The following is a 15,248-nucleotide window of genomic DNA, read 5'->3' on the forward strand; positions in this document are numbered from 1 at the left end:
TCGACGATCCACGTGCCGGAGGGCGCCTGGTGGACGGCGACGGGCATCTTGCCGCTCTTCACCCACCGCCAGGCGGTCTGATAGCTCACGCCCTGTCGGCGTGCCCACTCCGAAAGCTTCACACGTGCAAGATATATGACTATGTGTGATCATCTTTGCTTATAAAAAATTGAGCAGTTGCCAACCCCTCGGCGGTCCCGGAGGCCGGCCCCCCTTCCCGGGGGCCGGCCTGCGCGTCGGCCGGCATGACGCCCCATCGGTGCCCGGAGCGGGTGAGTTGACCTCGATCAAGCTTGAGGTTGCAGGCTGGGCGGCGACGTACGCGAGCGAAGGCGTACGCGAGCGAAGGGGAGTCCCATGAAGGCAGCCGCGTTTTTCGAGTTCGGCGGTCCCGAGGTGTTGCGGGCGGCGGAGCTTCCGACGCCCGAGGCGGGCGAGGGGCAGGTGCGGGTGCGCGTGCGGGCCGCGGGCGTGCAGCCGTTCGACCTCGCCATCCGGGAGGGATGGACCCCGCCGGGGGTGAGCGGTGAGCTGCCCCGGGTGCCGGGCAACGAGTTCGCCGGGGTGGTCGACCAGGTGGGCGAAGGGGTGGGCGGCATCTCCGTAGGCGCCGAGGTCCTGGGCTTCGACCTGCTGAACTGCTACGCCGAGTACGTGGTCGTATCGGCGGAGAACGTCACGCCCAAGCCCGCGAACATGCCCTGGGAGGTGGCGGGTGGTTTCACCGCGGGGACCCAGACCGCCCACATCGCGCTGCGGCAGCTCGGGGTGAAGGAGGGGGACACGGTCCTGGTGCACGCCGCCGCGGGCGGGGTCGGTACCGCGGCGGTCCAGCTCGCCCGGCTCTGGGGAGCGGCCACGGTGATCGGCACGGCCCGCGAGGAGAACCACGACTACCTGCGCGCGCTCGGCGCGACCCCGGTCACGTACGGGGAGGGACTGCTGGAGCGGGTGCGCGCCCTCGCCCCCGGCGGGGTGGACCTGGTCGTGGACGGCGCGGGCGGCGAGGCGCTGGACGTCTCCCTGGAGCTGGTGAAGGGGGATCGCATCGTCACGCTCGTCGAGCACGACAGAGCCGCGGAGCTGGGGGTGCAGCGGACCAGGGGGGTGCGGGAGGCGTCTCGCCTCGCCGAGCTCGCCGCCCTGTACGCCAAGGGCGACCTCGTCTTCCCCGTGCGCAGGACCTATCCGCTGGAGCGGGCCGCGGACGCCCACCGCGAGGTCGCCGGCAGGCACGGACAGGGCAAGGTCGTGCTGGTGACGGACTGATATCCACGTATCCCTGGCGTTGTGACCGAAATCCTTAGTAAGGTTTCTTGTTAATAACGTGCTATCCGTCGGCTCGTTGGACAGTTCTGCCTCCCATTTCTCTCTCCAGGAGGAGTCCACGTGCATCTGCGACACAAGGTGGCCACCGGTGCCGCCGCCGCGATCAGCGTAGGGTCCGTGCTCGCTCTGCTGCCGTCCACCGCGGCGGTCGCCCACGGATCCATGTCGAACCCGCCCAGCCGGGCGTACGTCTGCAAGACGGAAGGCCCGGAGACCCCCAAGTCGGCGGCGTGCAAGGCGGCCGTCGCGGCCGGGGGCACCCAGGCCTTCTACGACTGGCACGAGGTGTCCCGGCTCGAAGCCGGTGGCAACCACCGCCAGATCATCCCCGACGGCGAGCTGTGCGGCGCCGGGCGTGACAAGTATCGCGGGCTCAACCTCGCCAGGGCCGACTGGCCCGCCACCTCGGTCTCCCCGGGGCCGCTCACGGTCACCTACCACGCGACCGCGCCGCACGCGAACAGCAACTTCGAGTTCTACATCACCAAGCAGAGCTGGAGCCCCACCCAGCCGCTGCGCTGGTCGGATCTGGAGCACATCAGGACCTTCAACAACCAGAACCCCACCCAATTCACCAACTGGACGATCAACCTCCCGCAGCGGAGCGGCCGCCAGCTCATCTTCTCGATCTGGCAGCGTGTCGTGGGCAGTACCGAGGCCTTCTACACCTGTTCCGACGTGAACTTCGGCGGCAGCAACCCCACCCCCACATCGACTCCGACCCCGACGCCGACTCCCACACGGCCGACCTCGACTCCGACGCCCACCCCGACGAGCCAGCCGGGCGGCACCTGGAAGGCGGGCACCGCCTACGCGGTGGGTGCGACGGTGACCTACGGCGGCGCGACCTACCAGTGCCTGCAGGCACACACCGCGCTGGCCGGTTGGGAGCCGCCGAACGTCCCCGCCCTGTGGCGACGACTCTGATCCGGTGAGATCCGGCCGGGGCGGTGATCACCGCCCCGGCCGGACCCGTCGTTCCTTCCGGGAATCCTCCCGAGAACTTTCCGGGAACCCTCCCGAGAACCGAGGAGTTCGTCTTGAAGCGTGCGGTCACAGTGATCCCGGCGATCCCGGCGATCCCGGCGGTGGTCCTGGGGGTCCTCCTGCTCTCCGGTTGCGGCGCCGACAGCATCCAGGAGCTCCGGGGAGGCCCCGCCGGTCACGGGGCACACGGCGCCGTCGGCGTTCCCGCCCGGCCAACACCCGCCCAGGGGACGCACGGCGACCCGGAACACGGCTCCCAGGGTTCCGGAGAGGACTCGGCCCAGAGGGCTGATCACTCGGCGCGGGGCGCCGGTGCGGGAGTGCCCACGCCGTCGCCCGCCCCGCCCGTCGGGACCGCCGCCGGAGTCGCCTTCAATCCTCCCGACGTGATGTTCCTGCAGATGATGGTGCCCCACAACGCCCAGGGGGTACGGCTGGTGCGGTTGGTGCGCGAACGGCAGGTCCGTCCGGAGGTCAGGGAGCTCGCCGATGCGATCGGCGTGACCCAGGAGCGGGAGTCGGTCTCGATGTCCGGCCTGCTGGACGCCTGGGGGCAGCCCGCGACCGCCGACGACGACGAGCACGCCGCCCACGGCGGGATGCCCGGGGTGAGCGAGGAGGAGGTGGCGGCGCTGACCGCCGCCCCGCCGGCCGAGTTCGAGCGGAGGTTCCTCGACATGTTGATCGCCCAGCAGGACGACGCCGCCCAGATGGCCAAGGTGGAGGTCGCGACCGGGCTGCACCCCGAGGTCACGAAGCTGGCCAGGCTCGTCGACGTCTCGCGTACGGCGCAGATCGCGCGGATGCTGACCCTGCGCGGAGAGTAAAGATCTGCGCGGACCAGTAGGGATTTGTCCTTGCACTCCCTTTTGTGAGATATATTTCCTACTTGATGTGTAGGAATTTAGGGGGAGTCATGCGCAAGATCTTTGGGGTTGTGGCCGGATTGATCCTGGCCGGGACCCTGGCCGCGTGCGGGGGGACGTCCACCGACACGGCCCAGCCCGCCGGCACACCGAACGCCGACGCACCGCTCAAGGTCGGGGTCAACCCCGTGCCCCACGGCGAGGTGCTCAAGTACGTCAAGGACAACCTCGCCGCCAACGCCGGGCTGAATCTGGAGATCGTCGAGTTCACCGACTATGTCCAGCCCAACACCCAGCTCGACGAGGGCAACCTGGACGCGAACTACTTCCAGCACATCCCGTACCTGGAGGAGTTCTCCAAGGGCAAGGGCATCAAGCTCAGCTGGGTCGCCCCGGTGCACATCGAGCCGCTCGGCCTGTACTCCAAGAAGATCAAGAGCGTCTCCGAGCTCGCTCAGGGCGCCCAGGTGGCGCTGCCCAACGACGCGAGCAACCTCGGCCGCTCGCTCAAGCTCCTGGCCGACAACGGCGTGATCACCCTCAAGGAGGGCGTGGGGGTGAAGGCGACCGAACGTGACGTCGCCGACAATCCCAAGGCACTGGAGTTCAAGCCCCTTGAGGCGGCCCAGCTGCCCCGTTCCCTGGAGGACGTGGACGCCGCGATCGTGAACGGCAACTACGCCCTGGAGGCCGGGCTGCAGCCCGCGACCGACTCCCTGATCCTGGAGAAGGGCGAGGGCAACCCGTACGCCAACGGCCTGGTCACCGTCCCGGCCAAGGTGGAGGACCCCCGGGTGAAGAAGCTCGCCGAACTCCTCACCGGCCCCGAGGTCAAGAAGTTCATCGAGGACAGGTACAAGGGCGCGGTGCTGCCCGCGGAGTAGACCGCCCGGCGCCCCCGGCCTCGGGGGATCACCGCTCGCGTCCACCCGCGGGGTGGACCGTCCGGTATCCCGCACCGGGGAGTGCCGTCACCTTCCGCGCGATGCCCTCGGCCGCGCCCCCACCGTCGCGGGGGGCGCGGCCGAGTCTTTTCCCGGGCCTCCTACGCCTGTGACGACGCGTGGGAGGCCGACGTCCGCATTTACCACCGCCAGGTGACGTTTGAGATTCGCACGGAGGATAGAGGAGGTGAGTTGGCTCGAAGGAGGAGATCCCATGACCATCGCAGGCGGCATCGTTCTCATAATGCTCGGCGCCATTCTCACGTGGGCGGTCGAATTCGACATCGCGGGCTTCGACATCAACATCGTCGGTGTCATCCTGATGATCGGCGGTTTCGCGTGGCTCCTGTTCGCCGTGTACCGGCTCAGCCTCGCCCGCCGGGCGGTGGCGGACACCACGGCCACCACGGTGATCGAGGACCCCGTCACACACCGCCGCACCTACCAGGAGCGTCACTACAACGACCCTCCGGTGGTGTGAACCGCGGATCTCTCTCATAGGGGAGCCGCACCGTCAGCGGGTGTCGCCCGTCGTTCCGGATCCGTTATGGGCTGGTTCGCATGGGGAGGCAGGCCGCTTCAGTGAACGCGAACGGAGGGCAGAGGACGTGAGCAGAGTCGTATCCCGCGGCGCGAGCGCCGTGAGCGGAATGCTCGGTGGCGCGATCGCCGGAGTCATCTTCAAGCAGGTCTGGAAGCTCGCGTCGGGCAAGGACGACGCCCCCCAGGCGACGTCGGACGAGTACGGCTGGGGCGAGATCCTCGTGGCGTCCGCCATCCAGGGCGCCATCTTCGGCGTGGTGAGGGCCGCGATCGACCGTTCCGCCGCCCGGAGCATCCACAGAGCCACCGGCAAGTGACTTTGTGAGGTGGCCGCCCTCACCCCTGGCGGCCGACCTCGTGCGGAGGCCCCCGATCCCGTCCGAGGGACCGGGGGCCTCCGCGTGTCCGAAGACGGACCGCGGGATCCGTCAGGCGGCTCCGGGACACGGTTGGGCCCCGGCGCGGTCTGCCCGCCGTACGGGGGCGAAGGCGGGGGCGGGGACGCCACGGGAGGCCGGGAGGTGGTGGGGTGTCGGGACGGGGGAGGCCGGGACGCGGGAGGAGAGCACCTCCGCGTACACGGCGGACGTCTGGGCGGCGATCCGGTTCCAGTCGTAGCGGGACCGTGCCCGCGCGACGGCCGCGGCGCCGTAGGCCGCCAGCACGGACGGCGCGGCGAGCAGCCGGCGCAGCGCGCCGCCCAGCGCGTACGGCTCGCGCGGTGGGACCAGCAGACCGGTGACCTCGGGCACGACGGTGTCCAGGTGCCCGCCCACCGCGGACGCGACCACCGGGACACCGCAGGCCATCGCCTCCAGCGGCACGATGCCGAACGGCTCGTACCACGGCATGGTGACCACGACGTCCGCCGAACGCATCAGGGTGGGGACGTCCTGCCTGCTCACCTTGCCGAGGAACCTCACGCGGTCGGCGACGCCACACCTGGCGGCCACGTGGGAGAGCCGCCTCGCCTCCGGGTCGTCGACATCGCCTCCGGCGACGACCAGGGTGGCGCCGGGGATGCGGGCGAGGGCGTGAATCGTCGTGTCCACGCCCTTGCGGCGTACGGGACGGCCGATGGCGAGCAGGACGGGCCCCGGTCCGAGGTCCCTCTTCGGACCGGAAGGGGTGAAGGACCGCACGTCGACGCCGCAGGGCACGATCCTCGTCCGGCGCCGAGGGATGCGCATCCGGCGCAGTTCCGCCACCTCGTCGGCGCAGGTCGCGATCACCGCGTCCACCTGGGAGGCGACCATCGCCTCGATCCTGAGACGCTCGCGCGGGCTGGAGTCGGCCGGTCCCTGGTGGCGGCGCTTGACCGTGCCGAGGGCGTGGAACGTGTGCACGATGGGGACGGCGGCGTCCCTCGCCGCGGCGAGGGCGGCGAGGCCGCTCATCCAGAAGTGGCTGTGGACCATGTCGGGGGGTGCGGCGCTCCACCGCCTGGCGAGCCACCGGCCGAAGTCCGGCATCCAGGGGAGCAGATCGTCCTTGGCCAGGGTCATCGCGGGTCCGGCCGGTACGTGGACCACGGTGACCCCGGGGGCCAGGGAGGTCTCATCGGGTTGGGAGGGGCACTCCCTGCGGGTGTAGACGGTCACCTCGTGCCCCCGGGCGGCGAGCGCGAGGGAGAGGGCGGCTACGTGGACGTTCTGGCCCCCGGCGTCGGCTCCGCCGACGGTGGCTAGGGGGCTCGCATGCTCTGACACCATCGCGATCTTCATGGACACGTCTCCACCGGGTGTACGGGGCAGGCGTGCCTGCGTCCTGGGCATGACGCTCTCCCCTGCCCTGACCGGGGGGTTTAAACGTGTTTGACCTTGGGATTCGCGGGAAGGCGATGAGTTTTCGACGGAAAGGAGTTCGGCGATGGAGGCTCCCCAGTACGTCGCGGCGCGTGTGCAGCGCGCGCTCGCCGAGGACGAGAGGACCACGGAACTCGGCATCCGGGTGGACATTCGAGGTGATCAGCTCTACCTGCGAGGTCAGGTCGTCGGCTCCGAGCGGCGCGAGCTGATCGCGGAGGTGGCGGGTGAGGCGGCTCCCGAGCTGAAGGTCCACAACGAGATCGACGTGGTGGACGTACGGGAGCCGGTGAGGGAGGAGAGGCTGTGACAGACGTGCGGATCGCGGCGGTCGGGGACGTACACCTGGACGAGAGCCGTAGGGGAAGCTACCGCGAGCGGCTTCACGACATCGGGGAGAAGGCCGACGTCCTGCTGCTCGCCGGGGACCTGACCCGGCACGGCACCATGGACGAGGCGCGGGTGGTGGCGGACGAGTTCCGCGACCTGCCGATCCCGGTGGTGGCGGTGCTCGGCAACCACGACCACCACTCCGACCAGCCCGCCGAGATCGCCGCCCTGCTGCGCGACACCGGGATCGAGGTGCTGCACGACGACGCGACGGTGCTCGACATCGACGGCGTGCGGCTCGGCGTGGTCGGCGGCAAGGGCTTCGGCGGGGGGTACGCGGGCAAGTGCGCCAGCGACTTCGGCGAGCCGGAGATCAAGGCGTTCGTCGGGCACACCAAGCGGATCGCCGACCGCTGGCGGGTCGCGCTGAAGGAGCTGCAGGCCGACCGCACGGTCGTGCTGTCCCACTACTCGCCGGTCAAGGACACCCTCGCCGGGGAGCCGCTGGAGATCTATCCGTTTCTCGGCAGCTACCTGCTGGCCGAGGCGGTCGACGCCGAGGGCGCCGACCTGATCATCCACGGTCACGCCCACTCGGGTACCGAGAAGGGCGTGACACCGGGAGGCATCAGGGTGCGCAATGTGGCGCTGCCGGTGCTGGGCCGGGCGTACGGCGTGTATCTCCTCTGACGGGGGCCTCGCGCTCGGGTGCCGAATGACGCGAATACCCGCTGATGTCTCAGCGGGTATCTCGGATTTTCCGGCCGAAGAAGAAGCGGGCCTGTCCCTGTCCGGGAAGAGGCGGACATATTCCGGTCCGGGAAGAGACGGGCCGGTATCCCGGACAACCGGGGACGACCGGCATTCCAGACAACCGGCGACGATCGGTATCCCAGACAACCGGGCAAGAAGAAGCGGGCCGGGGGATACCCGGCCCGCGATGCTTCTTATGGGAGTTCGGGGCGCTTACATTCTTGCGAAGTGTTCTCGCGGGTGTGAAACCCGCTTGGAGAAATGGTGCCGGCCTCAGGGCCGCACCGGACGGCGTACGGACATCGGACCGTACGGAATCGGCGTGCGGGTCGGGTGGCCCGCACCTGGACGGTGTGCGAGCCGCCGGCTCGCACCGATCTGTGCTGTCGCGAGCGCGAGGCTCGCGTCACACATTGAAGATGCTCACACCCCCGGGGCCGACGAGGAAGCCGAGGACGATCAGGACGATCCCCCAGAGCAGGTCGCGACGGGCCAGGATGACGTAGATCCCGGAGATGACGAGGACGACTGCGATGATCCAAAGCAAAGTAGCCATAACCGGCCTCTGCCCTCACAATTCACTGCTTAACATCTTCCTCATCCTTGGTTCTGTACAGATCAACCAGCGGCTGGACGAACCACAGCCAGGCGCTCAGCAGCGCCACGACCCCGGCGAACAACGCCGCGGGCCAGGCGTTGAGCACCGTCTCCGCGACCAGTGCGACCGTGCTCGTCATCGCGACCGCGAGTCCGGCGGCCCCCGCGATGCCAAGGGTGTTGGCGCGGTGCAGCATCTTCTCCTTCAGGTTGCTCCTGAACAGGAGGCGGTGCTGGGCTGCCGGGGTGATGAAGCAGACGGACGCGACGCCCGCGCTCAACAGGGCGATGAAGAACAGTATGTGCCCCAGGTCGTCCAATTTTTCGAAGCCCGCCGCGAATGGCAGGCTGAAGAGAAAGGCGAAAAGCACCTGCACGCCGGTGACGGCGACGCGCAGGCCCTGTAACAACTCGCCGAGTTCGCGGTCGACCCGCTCCTTGTGTGTCTCTCCGGGCGCTGATTGTTCTTTTTGCGAGGATTCGGGGTGAATCATGTGCATCGTTTACCCAAGGAAAGGTTTGGCATGCCTACCTGGGGGGTTACGGGGTACGCGTGGGTTATGGGAAGCCACAGTCACGAGGTCACCGACGCGATCCTGGAAACGCTGAAGCGGGCGAGCAGCGGGTTGAAGGACGCGGATGTCAGATTCGCGCTTGCCGGAGGTTGCGCGGCCTACGCCCGCGGAGCCGCCCCCTCGCTCCATGACGTCGATTTCGTCCTTCCCCAGGAGGACGTGCCGCTCGCGCTCGAGGCGCTGGGCAAGCTGGGATTCGAGACCTCCAGGCAGCCGCCGGAGGACTGGCTGGTCAAGGCCTTCGACGAGGGCAGGCTGGTGGATCTGATCTTCTCGATCTGCGACCACCCGGTCACGCCCGAGTTGCTGAAGCGCGCGGAGCCGATGAAGGCCTCGGCGGTGATCCTGCCCGTCCTGGAGGCCACCGACCTGGTCATCTCGTGGCTGCTGCCGCTCTCCGAGCACAGTTGCGACTACGGCTCGCTGCTGCCGCAGGTGCGTGCCCTGCGCGAGCAGGTCGACTGGAACCGCGTCGCCGCCGTCGTGCGGGACTCCCCCTACGCCTCCACCTTTCTCACCCTCCTTCAGCGCCTCGATGTCATTCCCGGTCCCGTCGACTCCTCGGGCGACCCGACCTGGCCCTGAGACGGCCTCACCTGTGACCCGCACCCGTGCCCGAGACGACCTGGCCTTCCAAGACGTGGCCGTTCTCCGGACGACATGAAGAGGGGGCCCACCATCTGGTGGGCCCCCTCTTCATGTCGTCTCGCCCGGTGTCCCGGGATCGGAGGACGCTCAGACGGTGCCGGGTCCGCCGAAGGGGAAGCGGCCGTAGTACTCGCCGACCCGGTCGCGGTACGCGGGCTCCTTGAAGTTCGCCTCGTCGAACTCGGGGGCGTCCTTGATCTCCTGCTTGGTGCGCGCGACGTAGACCTTCTTCTCCTGCGGGTCGATCTGCGTCACCGTGCTCGCGGGCAGGAGGACCTTCTTGCCGAAGATCCAGGGGCCCGTGTCGACGACGAGGTAGCTCTCGCCGACCTCGTAGGTCGCCTCGTCGACGGAGCCGATCTTCCCGTCGGTGGCTTCGACGTGGTACCCGGCGACGTCGAGCGTCTTGTCCTGGGTGTGCACGTCGGCTCGATAGTTCCAGATCTCAGGCTGCATGACTGAATGTCTCCCTTGATGTGATACCTCGGGCTCCGGATCCCGTACCCGAGAGAGAAGTCCTAAACGGCATTTGCCCAAGTCAGCCGGTACGGAACACTGTTCGCTCCGCCCTGTTTCCGCCCTCGGCACCAGGTCGTCGCGGGATTTCGCCCCGCCCGGCTCGGGGTGAAGTTTCTCCGGTCGGCGCCCCCGATGGGCATATGTCAGCTCATCTCCAGACCTCCGGATGGGCATATATCCGATCATGTACGGACCACGGCGCCGGGTCCGGTAGGCTTGTCAACGTCAAGCGCCGCTAGCTCAGTTGGTTAGAGCAGCTGACTCTTAATCAGCGGGTCCGGGGTTCGAGTCCCTGGCGGCGCACCCAAGGAAACCCCAGCTCGCACGCCGAGCTGGGGTTTTCTGGTTTTCGAGAGGCCGAGACCGCCGAAGCGCCGGCGTCGAGCCGTGGTCGGCCGGTTCGCGGTAGGACCTTACCGATGGCGTGCGAGACAACGGAGGACGTCAAGTGGCATACGTCATCGGCGCGAGCGGTGCCCTGTTCTTTGTGCTGGTCTTTCTGGTCGACGGACTGACCCGCCCCGGTTACTCGCCGGTACGCCACCCGGTCAGCGCCCTCGCCCTCGGTGCCCGCGGGTGGATCCAGATCTCGAACTTCGTCGTCTCCGGCGCCGCGATCACCGTCGGCGGCGTCTCGATCGCCACCGCGGGGCGGCAACCGCTGCTGGGCGGGATGTTGGCGATCTTCGGGCTGGGTCTTGTGGCATCGGGCTTCAGGATGGACCCGATGCGGGGCTATCCGCCGGGTACGCCGGAGGGTGATCCGGCGGACGTCACCGTCTCCCACAAACTGCACGACTACGCCGGAGCCGTCGTGTTCTTCTCGCTGCCCGTCACGGCGGCGGTGGCGGCGTTCGTCCTGCCGGAGGTGGCGTGGAAGGTTCTTTCGGCCGTCGCCGCGGCCGCCCTGATGGCCGCCTCCTACGCGTTCGGCAAAGCCTGGGAGCGTGACTCGCCGAGGGCCGGACTCGTCCAGCGGGCGTTCATCGTCCCGGGATGGCTCTGGGTCGCGGCGGTGTTCCTGCGCTTCGGCTCGCAGAACGCGCTCTGACGCCTCGATCCGGATGCCGGGATGCCGGGTGCGCCGACGCCGGGGGTCAGGCTCGCGGGCCCACGGTCTCCCTGGTGCCGCGACGGCGCCACAGCAGTCCGGAGACGGCGCCGAAGGTGACCAGGGAGCCGGTGAGCACGAGTGCCCGTCCGTCGGGGCCGCTCTCACCGCCGCCTCCGGTCTCCGCTCCTCCGGCCGGTGTCTCGGAGATTTCCCCGTCCGTGTCCTGCGGGGTCTCGCCCGTCTCGGCGTCGTCGTCCGACGTGGTCTCGTCGGAGGGCTGCGTGGTGGTGTCCGTCGGGTCGGGGTCGGCTCCCTGTCCGCCCGCCGTGATGGTGAGGGGGTAGGTCGTGAGGGTGTCCCTGTTCTTCGGCTCGCACTCGATCGAGGTCTGGCCGGGCGCGGTCCCGAAGTTGATGGCGCCGGGCTTCACCGTCGCGGTGCCCGGACTGTTCGACGTGGTGGCGAGGGAGACCGGGGTCGTCGGCAGCAGAATGGTCTGACCCGCGCCGGTCGCATTGAGGGTTCCCACCCCGGTGGCGGAGGTCAGCCCGGAAAGCCCGCTGATGGAGACGTACGCGTACAGCTTGGTGCCCGCGGGCAGTCCCGCGGCGGGCGCCGTCAGCGCGGAGCCGGTGTAGGTGCCGCTCCAGCCGATCGTGAACTGCCGGCCCGTGGTGGCGTCGGTCGGTATCGTCAGCTCGACGTTGATCGAGGTGGTCTGCTTCCCGGTCACGCCGCTGGTGGTGCACTCGTACTCCACCATGCCCACCGTGCTCACTGTGCCCGCCGTGCCCGCGGCGACGACCGAGCCCCGCTCCGCCGGGGGAACGGAGGCGTGCGCCGGTTGCCAGAGGAGGGCCAGGCCGCAGACCAGGGCGGCGACTGAGAGAACCGAGCGGACGCGCACATCGCCTCCTGCGTACGACAGATAGGGCTTAAGGGGGACGGGGGGCAAAGGTGATCGGTTGACAGCAATGCCACCAATGGCCTGATCTGGACAGCTGTAACTCCTATAGCGGATACGTCCATCCGGCAGCGGATCGACGGTGTTTCCCCGGCAAAGGTCGATGTGCTGCCATACGATGCTTCATCGTGATGAATCGGGGCGAGCTGCCACGGTGCGGCACAGCGGAGCGAAACGGCCCCGAGCCGACCGGGCGACGCCCCGGCGCGGGAGAACGGCATCGGTTCCATGGCACCGTTCGAGAACAAAGGAAAGACGGCGCTGTCGGATGAGTGATCCCGGGCTGCGGTTCTCGATCCTGGGACCGGTACGCGTCTGGCGCGACGGCGCGGAGGTGGAGATCGGTTCTCCCCAGCAGCGGCTGGTCCTCGCCGTCCTCCTCCTGGCCGAGGGCAGGGCCGTCGGCCACGACCACCTGCTCGACGCCGTCTGGGGCGAGGAGCGTCCCCGCGCCGCGATGAGCACGTTGCGCACGTACGTCTCGCGCCTGCGCTCCGCCCTCGGCGCCGAGGCGATCATCTCGATCGGCAGCGGATACACCCTCGCCGGAGGGGCCTGCGACCTGGTCACGATGGAGAGGCTCGCCAACGAGGGGAGATACGGCGAGGCCCTGGCGCTCTGGCGAGGAGAGCCGCTCGCCGGGCTGGAGGGAGGCTACGCCGAGGGGCAGCGGGCGCGGCTCGGGGAGCGGCGGCTCGCCGTGCTGGAGCGCAGGTTCGCCCAGGAGGTCGAGGAGGGCGGGCACGCCGAGGTCGTCGCCGAGCTGACCGCGCTCTGCGGGGAACATCCGACCAGGGAGCGGTTCTGCGGGCTGCTGATGCTGGCGCTGTACCGCGCGGGAAGGCAGGCCGAGGCGATAGGCGTGTTCACCGACACCAGGAAACTGCTCGCCGAGGACCTCGGCATCGATCCCTCGCCCGAGCTGGCGGAGCTCTACCAGCGGATCATCACCGCGGACCCCACCCTCGGCCAGGCGAGGACGACGAGCCCGGTCCCCAGGCAGGTGCCCCGCCAGCTCCCCGCCGACACCGCCGACTTCACCGGCAGGGAGCCCGAGATCGACGAGATGGTGGCCGCCCTGAGGTCGGGGCACATCTCGGCACTCGCGATCTCGGCCGTGTCGGGCGCCGGAGGCATGGGCAAGACCACCCTCGCCGTCCACGTGGCCCACCGGCTCGCGCCGGACTATCCCGACGGTCAGCTCTTCGTGAACCTCGGGGGCTCCGGGACACGGCCGCTCACGCCGGAGACCGTGCTCGCCCGGTTCCTGCGCTCCCTCGGGGCGGAGGTCCCGCCCGACTCCGAGGAGCCGGGCGAGCGGGCGGCCATGTACCGCTCCACCGTGGCGGACCGGCGGATACTCGTCGTGCTGGACAACGCCGCGAACGCCGCGCAGGTACGGCCGCTGCTCCCCGGCGCCGCCGGGTGCGCGGTGATGGTGACGAGCCGCGCGAAGATGATCGGGCTGTCCGGCGTACGCCAGGTCGACCTGAGCGTGATGTCCCACGACGAGGCGACGGTGCTGCTCGCCACGATCGTGGGGGAGGCGCGGGTGGCCGCCGAGCGCGAGGCCGCGGCGGACCTGATCGGGGCGTGCGGGCACCTGCCCCTCGCGATCAGGATCGTGGCCGCACGGCTCGCGGCGCGGCCCGCCTGGAGTATGGCCAGGATGCGCGACCGGATGGCCGACGAGCGCCGGCGCCTCGCCGAACTGCGCGTGGACGACCTGGCCGTCGAGGCGACGTTCGCCCTCGGCTACGACCAGCTCGACGCCGCGCACGCGTCGGCGTTCCGGCTGCTCGCCGTCCCCGACGCGTCCGACTTCTCACTGGGCTCGGCGGCGGCCGTACTCGGTCTGGACGAGCAGGACGCGGAGGAGGTGTGCGAGGCGCTGGTGGACGTGAGCATGCTGGAGTCGCCCTCTCCCTGCCGCTATCGCTACCACGACCTTCTCAAGATCTTCGCCCGGTCACGACCGGGCGACGAGGACGCGCGGCGAGCCGCGCTGGACAGGCTGCTCGGCCACTACCTCGCGGGCATGACCGCGGCCCACCGCCTCACCTATCCGGGTGCCACGGTGTCCGACCCGGGCCGACCGGCCGGTGCGGGACCGTCCTTCGCGGACGAGGAGGCCGCGGTGACCTGGGCGGAGGACGAGGAGCAGGGGGTGATCAGCTGCGTACACCAGATCGCCCAGGAGCGGGGAAGCGCCCTCTCCGACGCGATACGGCTGCTCGACATGGCGGCCGACGTACTGGAGACCGACGTGACCCCCGAGCGCTACGAGCGGGCGGCCGGAGCCCTCGTCGAGGCGGCGGCGGCCCGCGGGGAACGTCGCGCCGAAGCGCACGCCCGGTGCGTGCGCGGAGGGTTCTGGGCGAACCGGTGGCTCCTCGACGCGGCGACCGAGGACTGCGTCGCCGCGAGGGACCTCAGCCTCGCCGAGGGCGACCGGGCACGGTACGCGGACAGCCTCAACCTGCTGGCCACGGTCCTGTCCCGTCGCGGATCGACGACCGAGGCGATCGCGCTGTACGCCGACGCGGTCGAGATCTGGCGCGGGCTCGGCGACCGAAGCGGTGAGGCGGCCGGCCTGGGCGACATGGCGCTCGCCCTCGCGTCGGTCGACAGGATCGACGAGGCGGTGGAGGTGGTGGAACTGGCCGACCGCACCGTCCGCGAGTCGGGCGGCGGGACGGATCCCGACGTCATGTACCGGTCGGCCGTCGTGCTGTGCGACGCCGGGCGTCCCGAGGAGGCGCTCCTTCGGCTCAGGAAGACGCGCAAGGCGTATCGGAGGCTCAAGCAGCGCGTCCGTGAGGGGGCGACCCTGCTGCGGATGGCCGAGACCCACCTCGCCCTGGGGCAACCGGACCGCGCCGTCGACTGTGCCGAGGACTCGCTGGGCCTCATGGCGGAGGCGGGCGACGAATGGATCCAGGGCAAGGCGCTCGTCGCGCTCGGCGAGGCGTTCTCCCGGCTCGGCCGGCCGGGAAGGGGAGTGGCCTGCCTGACCGAGGCGCTGGAGATCTTCGTGCGGCGAGACATGCCGGAGGCCGACGAGGTACGGGCACTGCTCGACCGGGACGAGGACTCGCGATGGGACACCGAGCGGAAAGAGACCACCCTGACCCGCTGAGTGGGCACCGTGTTCGGCCGGAAACCGTCGGTGGCCACTGGCATCATTAGGCGTGTGGAACCGCACTACTACGCACGCGTCGTGGGGGGGGGGGGGGGCCCCCCCCCCCCCCCCCCCGCCCCCGGGCGCCCCCCCGGGGGGGGGGGGGGGGGCGCCGGGGGGGGGGGGGAGGACAGAGGCGACCACCCACCGGGG

At 69.8% G+C, this 15,248-nt stretch carries 16 protein-coding genes, 1 tRNA gene and 1 pseudogene; 12 read left to right on the top strand and 6 right to left on the bottom strand.

Going from position 1 to position 15,248, the window contains the following annotated elements; translation table 11 throughout:
* Positions 1-122: pseudogene (locus ACFY3D_RS36680) on the bottom strand (IS607 family transposase); the annotation flags it as partial.
* Between the two features lie 235 nt (positions 123-357).
* Between ACFY3D_RS36680 and ACFY3D_RS36685 the strand changes: the two are divergent.
* The 6 genes from ACFY3D_RS36685 (at position 358) to ACFY3D_RS36710 (ending at position 4,986) form a co-directional block, all read left to right on the top strand.
* On the top strand, positions 358-1,269 hold the full coding sequence (locus ACFY3D_RS36685; protein ID WP_389988685.1) for an NADP-dependent oxidoreductase: 912 nt from the start codon (positions 358-360) through the stop codon (positions 1,267-1,269).
* A gap of 120 nt (positions 1,270-1,389) precedes the next feature.
* Positions 1,390-2,256, top strand: a complete 867-nt coding sequence (locus ACFY3D_RS36690; protein WP_389988688.1) for a lytic polysaccharide monooxygenase — start codon at positions 1,390-1,392, stop codon at positions 2,254-2,256.
* A gap of 113 nt (positions 2,257-2,369) precedes the next feature.
* On the top strand, positions 2,370-3,143 hold the full coding sequence (locus ACFY3D_RS36695) for a DUF305 domain-containing protein (RefSeq protein WP_389988691.1): 774 nt from the start codon (positions 2,370-2,372) through the stop codon (positions 3,141-3,143).
* Between the two features lie 89 nt (positions 3,144-3,232).
* Positions 3,233-4,066 (top strand): MetQ/NlpA family ABC transporter substrate-binding protein, encoded by an 834-nt coding sequence (locus ACFY3D_RS36700; protein ID WP_389988694.1) that lies wholly within the window; start codon positions 3,233-3,235, stop codon positions 4,064-4,066.
* A 274-nt stretch (positions 4,067-4,340) separates the two neighbouring features.
* Positions 4,341-4,607, top strand: coding sequence for a DUF6458 family protein (locus tag ACFY3D_RS36705; RefSeq protein WP_389988697.1), 267 nt, complete (start codon positions 4,341-4,343; stop codon positions 4,605-4,607).
* Between the two features lie 127 nt (positions 4,608-4,734).
* Complete coding sequence (locus ACFY3D_RS36710) at positions 4,735-4,986, top strand: DUF4235 domain-containing protein (protein ID WP_350944918.1); 252 nt, start codon at positions 4,735-4,737, stop codon at positions 4,984-4,986.
* A gap of 111 nt (positions 4,987-5,097) precedes the next feature.
* Here the strand turns inward: ACFY3D_RS36710 and ACFY3D_RS36715 are convergent, their stop codons facing one another.
* Positions 5,098-6,393 carry a glycosyltransferase gene (locus tag ACFY3D_RS36715; protein WP_389988905.1) on the bottom strand — a complete coding sequence of 432 codons (1,296 nt, stop codon included), beginning with the start codon at positions 6,391-6,393 and terminating at the stop codon, positions 5,098-5,100.
* 145 nt (positions 6,394-6,538) lie between these two features.
* Here ACFY3D_RS36715 and ACFY3D_RS36720 point away from each other — a divergent pair, with 145 nt between their 5' ends.
* A complete protein-coding gene (locus tag ACFY3D_RS36720) occupies positions 6,539-6,784 on the top strand; it encodes a BON domain-containing protein (protein WP_389988700.1) in 246 nt (81 codons plus the stop codon).
* The gene (locus tag ACFY3D_RS36725) at positions 6,781-7,494 is read left to right on the top strand and encodes a metallophosphoesterase (protein ID WP_362921225.1); all 714 of its coding nucleotides are present in this window, start codon (positions 6,781-6,783) and stop codon (positions 7,492-7,494) included. The genes ACFY3D_RS36720 and ACFY3D_RS36725 overlap by 4 nt, the downstream gene beginning before the upstream one ends.
* 469 nt (positions 7,495-7,963) lie before the next feature.
* Here ACFY3D_RS36725 and ACFY3D_RS36730 read toward each other — a convergent pair whose 3' ends face one another.
* Together ACFY3D_RS36730 and ACFY3D_RS36735 are read right to left on the bottom strand one after the other, a co-directional pair.
* On the bottom strand, positions 7,964-8,113 hold the full coding sequence (locus tag ACFY3D_RS36730; protein WP_184719841.1) for a GPGG-motif small membrane protein: 150 nt from the start codon (positions 8,111-8,113) through the stop codon (positions 7,964-7,966).
* A gap of 22 nt (positions 8,114-8,135) precedes the next feature.
* Entirely contained in the window at positions 8,136-8,648 is a 513-nt protein-coding gene (locus ACFY3D_RS36735) for a DUF6328 family protein (protein ID WP_389988703.1), read from the bottom strand.
* Positions 8,649-8,714: 66 nt separating this feature from the next.
* Here ACFY3D_RS36735 and ACFY3D_RS36740 point away from each other — a divergent pair, with 66 nt between their 5' ends.
* Positions 8,715-9,314, top strand: coding sequence for a hypothetical protein (locus ACFY3D_RS36740; protein WP_350944928.1), 600 nt, complete (start codon positions 8,715-8,717; stop codon positions 9,312-9,314).
* A 150-nt stretch (positions 9,315-9,464) separates the two neighbouring features.
* Here ACFY3D_RS36740 and ACFY3D_RS36745 read toward each other — a convergent pair whose 3' ends face one another.
* Positions 9,465-9,833 carry a PRC-barrel domain containing protein gene (locus ACFY3D_RS36745; RefSeq protein ID WP_362905070.1) on the bottom strand — a complete coding sequence of 123 codons (369 nt, stop codon included), beginning with the start codon at positions 9,831-9,833 and terminating at the stop codon, positions 9,465-9,467.
* Positions 9,834-10,125: 292 nt separating this feature from the next.
* Between ACFY3D_RS36745 and ACFY3D_RS36750 the strand changes: the two genes are divergently transcribed.
* Both ACFY3D_RS36750 and ACFY3D_RS36755 read left to right on the top strand, forming a co-directional pair.
* A tRNA-Lys gene (locus ACFY3D_RS36750) sits at positions 10,126-10,199 on the top strand.
* A 145-nt stretch (positions 10,200-10,344) separates the two neighbouring features.
* Positions 10,345-10,947 (top strand): DUF998 domain-containing protein, encoded by a 603-nt coding sequence (locus ACFY3D_RS36755; RefSeq protein WP_389988706.1) that lies wholly within the window; start codon positions 10,345-10,347, stop codon positions 10,945-10,947.
* Positions 10,948-10,993: 46 nt separating this feature from the next.
* On the opposite strand, the gene ACFY3D_RS36760 is transcribed toward ACFY3D_RS36755, so the two are convergent.
* A complete protein-coding gene (locus tag ACFY3D_RS36760) occupies positions 10,994-11,857 on the bottom strand; it encodes a hypothetical protein (RefSeq protein WP_389988709.1) in 864 nt (287 codons plus the stop codon).
* Positions 11,858-12,182: 325 nt separating this feature from the next.
* On the opposite strand from ACFY3D_RS36760, the gene ACFY3D_RS36765 reads away from it, so the two are divergent.
* On the top strand, positions 12,183-15,053 hold the full coding sequence (locus ACFY3D_RS36765; protein ID WP_389988712.1) for a BTAD domain-containing putative transcriptional regulator: 2,871 nt from the start codon (positions 12,183-12,185) through the stop codon (positions 15,051-15,053).
* Positions 15,054-15,248: the final 195 nt, after the last annotated feature.

Origin of the sequence: Streptosporangium sp. NPDC000509 (assembly GCF_042898365.1) — a bacterium.
Classification (GTDB): domain Bacteria; phylum Actinomycetota; class Actinomycetes; order Streptosporangiales; family Streptosporangiaceae; genus Streptosporangium.